At 67.7% G+C, this 10713-nt stretch carries 11 protein-coding genes; 5 read left to right on the top strand and 6 right to left on the bottom strand.

Annotation, left to right across the window (positions count from 1 at the left end; translation table 11 throughout):
- Nucleotides 1–143: 143 nt before the first annotated feature.
- Nucleotides 144–1646 (top strand): hypothetical protein, encoded by a 1503-nt coding sequence (locus tag ACWELJ_RS03540; RefSeq protein ID WP_452364599.1) that lies wholly within the window; start codon nt 144–146, stop codon nt 1644–1646.
- On the top strand, nt 1643–2068 hold the full coding sequence (locus tag ACWELJ_RS03535) for a GNAT family N-acetyltransferase (protein WP_452364598.1): 426 nt from the start codon (nt 1643–1645) through the stop codon (nt 2066–2068). Before ACWELJ_RS03540 ends, ACWELJ_RS03535 begins: the two co-directional genes overlap by 4 nt.
- Before the next feature lie 48 nt (nt 2069–2116).
- On the opposite strand, the gene ACWELJ_RS03530 is transcribed toward ACWELJ_RS03535, so the two are convergent.
- Nucleotides 2117–2473 (bottom strand): DUF4760 domain-containing protein, encoded by a 357-nt coding sequence (locus tag ACWELJ_RS03530; protein WP_452364633.1) that lies wholly within the window; start codon nt 2471–2473, stop codon nt 2117–2119.
- 195 nt (nt 2474–2668) lie between these two features.
- On the opposite strand from ACWELJ_RS03530, the gene ACWELJ_RS03525 reads away from it, so the two are divergent.
- Complete coding sequence (locus ACWELJ_RS03525; protein WP_452364632.1) at nt 2669–3502, top strand: DUF4184 family protein; 834 nt, start codon at nt 2669–2671, stop codon at nt 3500–3502.
- A 29-nt stretch (nt 3503–3531) separates the two neighbouring features.
- On the opposite strand, the gene ACWELJ_RS03520 is transcribed toward ACWELJ_RS03525, so the two are convergent.
- The 3 genes from ACWELJ_RS03520 to pdxR form a co-directional block, all read right to left on the bottom strand.
- Nucleotides 3532–4197 (bottom strand): hypothetical protein, encoded by a 666-nt coding sequence (locus ACWELJ_RS03520; protein WP_452364597.1) that lies wholly within the window; start codon nt 4195–4197, stop codon nt 3532–3534.
- Nucleotides 4198–4282: 85 nt separating this feature from the next.
- Nucleotides 4283–5503, bottom strand: a complete 1221-nt coding sequence (locus ACWELJ_RS03515) for a hypothetical protein (protein WP_452364596.1) — start codon at nt 5501–5503, stop codon at nt 4283–4285.
- A 107-nt stretch (nt 5504–5610) separates the two neighbouring features.
- The gene (gene pdxR, locus ACWELJ_RS03510; RefSeq protein WP_452364595.1) at nt 5611–7017 is read right to left on the bottom strand and encodes a MocR-like pyridoxine biosynthesis transcription factor PdxR; all 1407 of its coding nucleotides are present in this window, start codon (nt 7015–7017) and stop codon (nt 5611–5613) included.
- 91 nt (nt 7018–7108) lie between these two features.
- Between pdxR and ACWELJ_RS03505 the strand changes: the two genes are divergently transcribed.
- Both ACWELJ_RS03505 and ACWELJ_RS03500 read left to right on the top strand, forming a co-directional pair.
- The gene (locus ACWELJ_RS03505) at nt 7109–8344 is read left to right on the top strand and encodes an MFS transporter (RefSeq protein ID WP_452364594.1); all 1236 of its coding nucleotides are present in this window, start codon (nt 7109–7111) and stop codon (nt 8342–8344) included.
- A complete protein-coding gene (locus tag ACWELJ_RS03500) occupies nt 8341–8796 on the top strand; it encodes an SRPBCC family protein (RefSeq protein ID WP_452364593.1) in 456 nt (151 codons plus the stop codon). The genes ACWELJ_RS03505 and ACWELJ_RS03500 overlap by 4 nt, the downstream gene beginning before the upstream one ends.
- Before the next feature lie 49 nt (nt 8797–8845).
- Here ACWELJ_RS03500 and ACWELJ_RS03495 read toward each other — a convergent pair whose 3' ends face one another.
- Complete coding sequence (locus tag ACWELJ_RS03495; RefSeq protein ID WP_452364592.1) at nt 8846–9679, bottom strand: alpha/beta fold hydrolase; 834 nt, start codon at nt 9677–9679, stop codon at nt 8846–8848.
- A 202-nt stretch (nt 9680–9881) separates the two neighbouring features.
- Nucleotides 9882–10682 (bottom strand): hypothetical protein, encoded by an 801-nt coding sequence (locus ACWELJ_RS03490; protein WP_452364591.1) that lies wholly within the window; start codon nt 10680–10682, stop codon nt 9882–9884.
- Nucleotides 10683–10713 lie beyond the last annotated feature (31 nt).

The following is a 10713-nucleotide window of genomic DNA, read 5'->3' as shown; positions in this document are numbered from 1 at the left end:
CTACGAAATCCGGGCATACCGGCGGACGCCCGACCCGCGCGCGCGATTTATGGCAGACTCGGCGCAAACACGCGGTCGGTCGATGGGCGATCAACGGTTGTATTGATCGAGGCAGTACGGGGTACGGGAGTTTGAAGGTCGCAATGGATCTCAGCGCCATCGAGCGGCAAGTGGCCGCGGATCGCGGGGCAGCACGGGATCGGACGCTCGAGACGGAGCTGGCCCTGGCCACGTCGCTGTGCGAGCTGGCCCGGGCGCTGATGGCGACCAAGACCGATCCGGATTCGCGGGACCGGTCCGCGTCGGCGCTGGAACCCGCGCAGGAGGCGGTGCTGCTCCGGCTGCGCTGGCTGACCTCCGGACACGTGACCGCCCCGTTCGCGGCCGAGGTGACCGAGGCGCTGCGCCTGTTCGAGCAGGCCGCCCGCACCATCGGGCATCGTGAGCTGGCCACCTCCACCATCCGCAACGCCTGTCAGGCGTATCGGCATGTGGCGCAGACCTATCCCCTCGCCGCGGGCGCGTCGGCCGACGCGCTGTCCAAGTGCAGCGTGTGGCTGTGCCGACTCGATCCCAAGGCCGCCGTCGCGGCGGGTGAGGACGCGGTCCGTATCCGAGCGGGCCTCTTCGCCGCCGATCCCGACCAGGCCAATCGCTATCTGGCGACATTGAACACCCTGCTGCGCACGCTCATGGTGGGCCGCCAGCGCAAGCAGGCCCTGGCCATGTACCGCGAGTGCTACGCCAAGGTCACCTCGGCGGCGATGACGCAGCGGTTGCGCGAAATCCGGGTCGAGGACATCGGATTCACCGGCAAGACCGTCACCGCCCTGCGCAAACTCGAATGCGCCACCCTCGAACGCGCGGGTTATCTGACCCAGCAGCAGATCCTCTACCAGACGGCCGGTGACCTGGCGACCATCGAGGAGATCAACTGGCAGCTGGCCCTGGTCGGCCTCAAGCCGATCGCCGCCGGCGCCCTGCCCGATCAGCCCTCCAAGCCGGTCGAGATCAGCACCGCCTTCGGCGCCCTCGGCGTCCGCTGCTCCTCCCGCAACGCCGTCACCCTGGTCCGCGCCGCCATCCTGGCCGCCTACACCGCCGACGGCGCCGAACCGGTCCAGAGCTCCGCCTATCTGGGCGTCGACAAGAAGCACTGGAGCACACCCGAACCCGAACCCAATCGTGCCGAACGCCTCGGCGAGGACGTCGTCCTCATCGAAAAGGTCTCCGAGCACTGGGTTTCGGTCAAAAGCCTGAATTGGGAGGTGGCCCCCGTGGGCCGTCACCCTCTCGCCCTGCGCCTGTCCCAGGAATGGCCGGTCGTCAGCGTCACCACCACCGAGCAAATGTCGTACGAGTTGTGCTGGTACGAGGGCGGCGCCGCCACCCAATACGCCTGCCTGGGCCTCCCCGCCGCCCAGATCCCGTTGGAGAAGCCCTTGGCCCCTTTGGACTTCAAGGCCCTCTCCGACTACGGCGCCGACTACGCCTCCGAAACCCAGGTCCGCTCCGCCTTCGGCAACACCACCATGTTCACCAAACTCACCTGCCTCCCCGGCAGCGGCATCCGCCAAGCCGCCGAAGCCGGCCCCCTCTCCGCCCACGGCCCGAACACCCTGTACTTCCGCGCCGCCGAATCGTGAACGATCCCAACGCCTACGAGATCGCCGTCGACACCGGCCGTATCGATATCGACCGAGTCCACCACTGGCTGTCCACCGACGCCTACTGGGCACTGGGCCGCGAACGCGACATCGTCGAGCGCGCGATCCGCGGCTCGATCAATATCGGCGCCTACGACCGCCACGGCGACCAGGTCGCCTACGCCCGCATCGTCACCGACCTGGCCACCTTCGCCTGGCTCTGCGACGTCTACGTCTCCCGCGACCACCGCGCCACCGGCCTCGGCCGAGCCCTCGTCACCACAGCCCGCGACCACCTCGCCCCCTACAAACTCAAACGCATGATCCTCGCAACCCACGACGCCCACGGCCTCTACAGCCAACTCGGCTTCACCCGGCTCCCGAATCCAGAGCATTGGATGGTCCTTGCCGCCGAAGGCTGATCGAGGCCGTCCCTACGACCTGATCGGTCCGACCCGAGCCGCGGCGGGTCAGAACGACTCGTTCCACTTGCTGTACCAGCGATTTCTCGCAGGCCGGAACTCCGCAGAGCTGGCGGCATGCAAGCGGGTGACAAGATCCTCGCAGTACCACTGCCAGCGATCTGGATCCGGCGCGCTCGCCCGTCTGGCCCGCTCGGCTGCGACGAGTGGCTCCAGTTTCGACCACATCAGCAGGACAGTGCCGCCCAGATATCCCCGAAGAGGCTCGAAGCTGACGATGTCGTGGTACACGAGTAATCCGAGGTTGTCATAGAACCACAGCAGGTCTCGTACCTGCTGTGCACGTTCAGCGGGTAGCGCGTCGAGGCCGTCGGTTTCGGTGTCATAGTGATACGAGAAGTGCAGCGATAGACAGCACCAACGCGGCTATTTGCATGGCCCGCTCGATTCGGGACGCCGGACCGGCCCCCTGCCGGAATCTCAAATCTTATCTACGGTAGGCCAGTTCGGTGGGCGAACGAGGCGTGCACTCTGCTGGAGCGAAGTGTCTGTCGTGGTTGTCGACTGAAGGAGGGCACGCGGCACTGGATAGACTTGGCCGTGCCGCTCACCTTTCCTTCGCATGCGCTCGCAGTCATTCCGTTGAAGATCCGGTGGCCTCGTCGTCTGGATGGGGTCGCGTTGGTGGTCGGCTCTGCGGTTCCCGACGCCTCCTATCCGGTGGCCGGGTTCTTTTCGATGGCGGAGACGCACACACTGCCCGCGTTGTTGTGGTGGTGTCTGCCGGTGGGGCTCGTCGCGACGTGGGTGATTCGTTGGGGCGCACCGGAGATCGCCGCGCATCTGCCGCGACTCGGGGCGTTCGATCTGCCGGCCTACGGTGTGCTCGGTGCTGTTCGATATCGGTGGTATGTCACGGGATACTCGATCCTGATCGGTGCGATCACCCATATTTTCTGGGACGGGTTCACTCATGATCCGGCCGGCGGGCACGGGTGGGGAGTAGCCAGCTTTCCCGTGCTGTTGCAGCCAGGCCTGCTCGGCAGGCCGTGGTGGTACCTGCTGCAGCAGACATCGACCTTCGTCGGTGCGGCACTCGCGGTCGGGTTGTTCTACTACATCGGCCGCCGCGGACTGCTGCGGGCCTGGCACGGTGACCCACCGGCTACCCGGCGCGCACCGAAGCGGTTCTGGCCGGCGGCCGGACTCGTCGCCGCGGTCAGCTTGTCGCTGCTTCCACTGATGCCCTTGGCGTTTCAGCCGTTCGTGGTCGGAGTCCGGTTGCTCTGGGTCGCGGCGCTGTCGTTGCTGGCCGGCGCGGCGTCGGTGCGCCTGGCCGGTCCGGAATCCCGAAACGCCGACCTCGCCGACCCCGGTGCCGACAGCACAGACCTCGGCGTTCACGGTGTCGGAGACGACGCGCCGAGGCGCTGAGACCGCGAGGCTCGGTCATCGTGGCCGGCTCAGGCAGGCGGGGACAGGTCGCTCTCGCTGATGGAATACGTCAGAGCGGGGTACACGAAATCTGTTTCGGTGTTCTCGCGCCGCCGTAATCGGTAGAACTCGCGTCGCTGATCGTCGTCAGCTGACATGAGGCGTGCACCCCATGGGAGGTACGGGTGTCCGTCGCGAAAACGGAGGAAGGTCTTCGACGTTCGGAACGTCACGCCCAGCCATTCGTTCTCCGCTGCCCGGGCGGGCGCGTCGAGCACGATCTTGTGTGTGAGCCGACGATTCGAGGCGACGGAGAACGCGACCACACCGTTGTGGGCGAGAGGAATCTCGGACCTGTCTCCGGACAGCTTCGATTCGACGATCAACTTCCGTGGCGGGACCGCTTCGGGGCGTCGGTAGCAGGAGAAGACGGCGATGAACGATTCGTCGGCCAGATCCAGGGCTTGATCCGAATGACTACCCATGGTGGCGTACGCGTTCGTGTAGGTCTCGATGAGAGCGTTGTTGAAGGCGACCGAGAACCCGGCTCGGGTCTGAATCCGTTGTGCGAGGCGGTCGTGCACCGTCCGGAAGTGCTGCGTCGGGTTGGCGTAGCGAGTCGTGGTGCGGACCAGAGGCACGCGGCCCGCCTCATCGGTCTTGGTGAGGATGGCGCCTCGCCGACCTCTTCCCACGTCTTCCCAGTGGGCCGACGCGGAGAGCGGCGTGAACAGGTCCTCCTCGAACGGCAAAGTGTACGAAAGGATCTCGTCAGCGATCCTAGGCTCGGGGGGCAACGTAGTCTCCCGTGTTCATGCTGAAGAGAAAACGGTCACCATAGTCGATGAAGGACGACGACCTGTTCTCCTCGGCGTACAGCCCGCGCAGCTGGTCCATACCCTCCGGGGTGGGCGGCTCCAGCTTCACCAGCTCCCCGTCGGCGTCGAGGAATGTCTGCCCGTTCTTGTGCACGGCTTCGGTATTCGAGCACCGCACCACGTACCCCAGGCGAGTCGGCAGCAACGCGGCATCCAACGCGGAGGGCCGAATCTCATGGGTGTACAGGCGGTTCGTGGACAGCGGCATGAAGAATGCGGAGCCGGGATAGAGCGTCAGGTCGAACTGCGGCGGGAGTGTGCCGTGCTCGCGTGTTTCGACCGAATCCTTGAGGCGGAAGCGGAGACTGGTCAGCCCGCTGGCCTTCTTCACGCCGTAATCGAAGACGTCGTCGGCCAGCGGCCGGAGCTTGCCCAGCCCGTCGTAGAACGTGCAGAAGGCCATGATCCCGTTGACGGGCATGTCCTTGGTCTTGTCGGCGTGGGCCGAGATCTTGGCCTTGGACTGCTTGCGCTCCGCGGTGGCGTGAGTGTTGTGATAGATCTGGGCGAGAACGTGATTCAGCGGCGCCTGGTCTCGAAAGATGGTGGCGGCCTCGCGATTCAGGGCCTCGACGATGCTCGTGTCGGTCGCGCGGAAATTCTCGGTCGGCCCCGAAAGGTTCGTGGAACAGCGGAGCAGCCGGAAACGCAGTTCGTCGCCGGTACGAGTGACGGGCGTCAAGTAGATTCCGCTGCGGTGGGCCGTCCCGGGCTTGGTGGACTCGGTCAGCGATTGAAACTCGTGCTCTGCGCGGATCCGTCCGAAGTGGTCGTCGCCGAGGTCGAAGAAGCGGCGGTAGTACACGCCGACGCCATGCACGCGGACCGGGACCCGGCCGAGGTCGATGAGGCTCCACGGTTCGTCCTCGTCCGCACGGTAACCGTCCGCCAGCTCCCGGATGACGAACACCCGGGCAGCCGCCCGCAGCTGCCGGTGGCTGATCGCTGACAGATCACCACACAGGTAGACGGTCTTCTGCGCGAGGTCGTGTGAACCGGAAGCAAGGTCCTCCGGTGTGGCCGTGGACCCGAAGAAGTCCCTGACCGAGTCGTTGTCCTGCAATGCCGCAGGTGCGACCAGTACGTTGTGCGTGTCTTCTATGCCGGCCTCTGTTGGGTACATCAAGCGGCACCCCACGGCTCTTCGACACGACTGCCCATCCGAGTCACCTATCGAACCTAACCGCATCGCGTACGCACAGGAAATGCCCGTGTGGCTGGGCGATGGGATCACTTGGCCAGGGCCCGGGACAGGGCTTCGAGTGCGGGGCCGAAACCGTGGTCGGAGGGGGTGCCGTAGCCGATGACCAGACCGTCGCGGTGCGGCATGGCGGCGTTCGGGTGGCGGTAGCGGCGCAGGCCGTCGAGCGCCAGGCCGAGGCGGCGCGCGGAGTGAAGGGTGGAATCTTCTGTGCCGTCGGGTAATTCGAGCACCGCGTGCAGTCCGGCGGCGATCCCGCTGACCCGGATGTGCGGAGCCCGCTGCGCCAGGGTGCGGACCAGGAGATCGCGGCGGCGGCGGTAGGTGCGGCGGGTGCGGCGCAGGTGGCGGTCGTACGCGCCGCAGGACAGGAAATCGGCGAGGGTGAGCTGGGTGACCACGCCGGCCCACATCTCGCGGGATCCCTTGGCGGACAGGACATCGTCGATCAGGGAGTCGGGCAGCACCATCCAGCCCAGTCGCAGCGCGGGGGACAAGCTCTTGCTGACCGAGCCCAGGTAGACGATCCGGTCGGGGTCGAGGCCCTGCAGCGCGCCGACCGGCTGACGGTCGTAGCGGAACTCGCCGTCGTAGTCGTCCTCGAGGAGCACCGCACCGGATGCGCGTATCCAGTCCAGCACGCTCGCGCGGCGGCGCGGATGCAGCGGGCCGCCGGTGGGGTACTGGTGTGCCGGGGTCAGTAGCACTGCCCGGGCGTCGGTGCCCGCGAGCTCGTCCACCACGGCGCCGTGGTGATCGACCGCGACCGGAATCGAGTCGATCCCCTTGCCGCGCAGGATGTCTCGATAGAAGTCCAGCCCGTAGGCCTCGACGGCCATCGGCCCGACCAGCACATCGCACAGCAGCTCCAGTCCGTGCGCGAACCCGGAACAGATGATGATCCGCTCGGGTTCGGCTCGCACACCCCGCGCGCGGCTCAGATACTCGGCCACCGCACGCCGCAATTCGACCCGCCCACGTGGATCTCCCACCCCGAAGGCGTCATTGGGCGCGGCTGCCAGTGACCGGCGGGTCGAGGCCACCCAGTCGGCGCGCGGAAACGCCGCCGCATTGGGTGAACTCGGCTGCAAGTCGTGCAGCACCCGGTGCTGGGCGCGCCGTGCCGCCGCTGCGCGATCGACCTCGGCCGGCGTCGCGCGATCGGCCACCCGCGTTCCGGAGCCTTGCCGCGCTGTCAGCCAGCCCTCTTCCGCCAGCTCCGCGTACGCGGCCGCCACGGTGTTGCGCGCAATGTGCAGGTCCGCCGCCAGTGTGCGATACGGCGGCAGCCGGGTTCCGGGAGCCAATCGGCCGGACCGGATCGCGTCCCGCAGCGCCGACATGAGCTGGGCCCGTGGATTTCCGGCGCCCGCCAGCTCCAGATGCAGATCGGCGCCGGCAGACTCGCTCTGGGAATTGGCCCAAGTATCTGCCATGGAAATGCACCATAGCAGTGGGTCTTTCCGGCCGTACGGTCGTGGCGGGTAGGTCGCACGCAACTCGTCTGGCATCGGAAAGGTTTCACCCATGTCCGCTTCGGTCACCACTACCGCCCCCACACGCCCGCCGGTCAGGGGCTGGCCGGCCGTCCTGGCGGTGGCGCTCGGCATCTTCGCGCTCATGACCTCCGAGCTGCTGCCGGTCGGGCTGCTCACCCCGGTCGGTTCCACGCTGCACGTCTCCGAGGGCGTCGCCGGGCTGATGGTCACCGTCCCCGGCCTGGTCGCGGCCCTGTCCGCGCCGATCGTCACCGTGCTCACCGGGCGCGTGGACCGTCGCATCGTGCTCACGGTCCTCATCGCCGTGATGGGCGCGGCCAACCTGGCCTCCGGTCTCGCAACGAGTTTCACGGTCGTGCTCGTCGCCCGATTCCTCATCGGGATCGCCGTCGGTGGGTTCTGGTCCATCGCGGGCGGTATCGCGGTGCGTCTGGTGCCCGAGCATCAGGTGGCTCGCGCCACCGCGGTCATCTTCGGCGGCGTCGAAATCGCCTCGGTGCTGGGTGTTCCCGCCGGCACCTTGCTCGGCGACCTGAGCGGCTGGCGCACCGCCTTCGCCGCGGTCGGCGTGCTCGGCCTGACCTCGGTCGTGTGCATGGTGTTCCTGATGCCCAGCCTGCCCGCCGAGCAGTCGATCCAGTTGCGGGACCTACCGGTCGTGTTCAAATCCAATGCGGCCCTGCGTCTCGCGCTGCTGCTGACCTTCCTGGTCATCACCGGCCATTTCCTGGCCTACACCTTCGTGCGCCCGATCCTGCACGAGCACGGTGTCGACGATCGCGCGACAGGGGCGCTGCTGCTGGTGTTCGGCATCGCCGGCATCGTGGGCAACTTCCTCGCGGGCGCTCTGGTCGCGAAGAGTCTGCGGCGCACCACGTTCGGCATCGGGGTGCTGATGGCCGCGGCCATCGCCGCGCTCGCGCTCGCCAACACGAATATTGTCGGCGCCGGGGCGATCCTGATGCTGTGGGGCCTCGGCTACGGCGCCGTCCCCGTCACTTTCCAAACCCGCATCCTGCGCGCCGCCCCCGACACCACCGAAGCGGCATCGTCGCTGTTCGTCTCGGTCTTCAACTTCTCGATCGCCCTCGGCGCGCTGGCCGGTGGCCTCGCGGTCGACCATCTGGGCCCGACCAGCGTCCTGTGGCTCGGCGCCGGTTCGGTCCTGGCCGCCCTGCTGATCCTCGGCACCCGGGACCGAACTTCCCGGCCGGCTTCCCCGGCGGCGGTGGGCGAATCCGACGGTGGTTCGATCGGGGTATGAGCGACAGCAGGGAACCCACAGTCGTGTCCGCCGAGCGTGATGTCGCCGCCGGGGCGGCGCGCATCTTCGAATTGATCGCGGATCCCGCCCAGCAGCCCCGCTGGGACGGGAACGAGAATCTCGCGCAGGCGCGACCCGGGCAACGGGTGCGGTCGATCGGAGACGTCTTCGAGATGACCCTCACCAACGGAGCGGTCCGCCAGAACCAGATCGTCGAATTCGAAGAAGCGCGCCGAATCGCCTGGCTCCCCGCGGAACCCGGCGCGCAGCCACCCGGCCACCTGTGGCGCTGGGAACTGGAGCCATTGGACGACAACCGAACCCGCGTCCGCCACACCTACGACTGGACCGATCTGACCGATGAGAAGCGTCTGGTCCGGGCCCGCGCCACCACCTCCCAGATGCTGCGGGGATCGGTCGATCGGCTCGCGGCGCTGGCCGAGGAGCAGTGATCGGGGCGCGGGCGATGACCGCGTGACCGTTCGCCAGACGACTTGCCGGTCAGTGCGTGCCGGCGGTCGCGGTGCCGGTGAGGAATTCGCCCGCGACCGGGGCGAGGAGCCCGATGTTCGGGTTGTGGCTCAGCTTGGGCACCTCCCGGTGGATCGCATTGGGCAGCACGGCCGCGATCGCCGCCGCGCCGGTGCGCAGCAGGGCGCCGCTCTTCGACCCGGAGATGACCAGAGTCGGTGCGGTGACGCCGCTCCAGTCCGCGGCGTCGAGCGCCGTCCCGCGCATGTACGGCCCCATCACGGCCCAGTCGTGCGCGGTCGACGGTGCGGTGGCGAGCATGCTCTTCCACATCGGGGTGAATCGCATGATCGCGGTGAACAAGCGCGGCATACCCATGGCCTCGGTCATGTAGAACTTGACGGTTTCGGCCCGCCGGTCGGCGGCGATCAGCTCGTGCAACCGGCCCTGCAGATCCGGTGAGGGCACGAAGTTCTCGGTGTCGACGACGAACGGCGGCTCGAACGCGACCACCCGGTCGACCCCCGGCACCCGCGCCGCGGCCCGCAGCGCGAGCCCGGCCCCCGACGACCACCCGAACAGCGCCGCCGACCCGCCGGCCGCCTCGACCAGCGCGGCGATGTCGTCGATCTCGTTCTCGACGTTGTATACGCCGGGCGTATCGGTGCTGTCGCCACGCCCGCGCCGGTCGTAGTTGATGACCGTCAGACCGTACGTTTCGGCAAGCTGCTCAGCCAGTTTCACCATCTTCGAGAACTTCCGCTCACCGAACGCGCCACCGATCAGGATCACCGTCCCAGCATCCCCACCGGCGTAGCGGTCGAAGGCCAACTCGATTCCCGCGGGCGTGGTGATGGTCTCCATGGCTGAGGCCCCTCTCGTCTCGTCGATACGCGATCCAGTCTCGCGTCTCCGGTGATGTGGACGTCGCACCGCGTCAAAATTCATCGCCGAACGCAACCCGGCCCATCTCGCCCTCCCGCCGAGTGGCACATGGTGGAGGTGAAACTGGGCAAATCCCCGCCAGGATGTGCCACTCGGCGGCGAGATTCGGTTGGGGGGTGGGTCAGGCGCAGGGTTGGGTGCCGGCGGGGGCTAGCTGGAGCCAGATGTCGCCGGCGTAGCCGGGGAGGGTGACGCGGTCGCTGAGGATGGGGGGTTGGGCGCCGGTGTCGTATCGGCCGGAGAGGTGGTGGTAGCCGGTGGTGGTGGGGGTCCATTTCATGGTGACGGAGTTGCCGGTGATCGGCGTGGTGGCGGTGGCCTTCGCGTTGTCCTCGAACCACGCGTTGCGGGTGGTGGGTCCCGAGCTGAGGCTTTGCAGGATGGCGGAGCCCGAGGAGGTGGCCAGGGAGGCGGGGATGGTCGACAGGGTGACGGTGAGGGTGCAGCCGACCTCGGGGGTGCCGTGGACCGTCGTGCAGGCGGTGTCGCAGGCCTGGGGGTCGGTGCTGCCGGCGCCGCTGACCTGGATGGTGGCGGAGGCCAGGTTGGTGTACGGGGGAAGGGTCGGATCGCCGTTGCCGTACCCGTAGCCGAGCACGTGGGTGCCGGGGGTGAGGGGCGTCCACTGGTAGGTCATGGTGGAGGTGGTGCCCATGCAGGGCTGGCCCGCGATGCTCGACTTGCCTTTCCAGTCGGAGCGGACGGTGACGCCGTTGGAGGTGTCGGACAGGCCGGCGCTGACGCAGTCGGTGACGGGGATGACGACGGTGTAGGTCTGGCCGACCTGGAAGTTGCTGCCCTGCACGGTCATTCCGGTGCCGGTGAGGTCGGCGTGGGCGGCCGGTCCGGCGGCGAGCGCGGTCAGTGCGGAGGCGGTGGCGGTGATTCCGGCCGCGGCGAGGGTGCGGACTGGGGTACGCATGATGCGGTGGTTCTCGATTCGGCGACGCTGA

The sequence above is a fragment of the Nocardia sp. NPDC004582 genome (genome assembly GCF_053602115.1).
This window is presented reverse-complemented; position numbering and strand designations above follow the sequence as displayed.

Coding starts and splice junctions, on each gene's coding strand:
- ACWELJ_RS03515 (WP_452364596.1), bottom strand. CDS start 5,503: ATGTACCCAACAGAGGCCGGCATAGAAGACACGCACAACGTACTGGTC.
- ACWELJ_RS03490 (WP_452364591.1), bottom strand. CDS start 10,682: ATGCGTACCCCAGTCCGCACCCTCGCCGCGGCCGGAATCACCGCCACC.
- pdxR (WP_452364595.1), bottom strand. CDS start 7,017: ATGGCAGATACTTGGGCCAATTCCCAGAGCGAGTCTGCCGGCGCCGAT.
- ACWELJ_RS03505 (WP_452364594.1), top strand. CDS start 7,109: ATGTCCGCTTCGGTCACCACTACCGCCCCCACACGCCCGCCGGTCAGG.
- ACWELJ_RS03500 (WP_452364593.1), top strand. CDS start 8,341: ATGAGCGACAGCAGGGAACCCACAGTCGTGTCCGCCGAGCGTGATGTC.
- ACWELJ_RS03540 (WP_452364599.1), top strand. CDS start 144: ATGGATCTCAGCGCCATCGAGCGGCAAGTGGCCGCGGATCGCGGGGCA.
- ACWELJ_RS03495 (WP_452364592.1), bottom strand. CDS start 9,679: ATGGAGACCATCACCACGCCCGCGGGAATCGAGTTGGCCTTCGACCGC.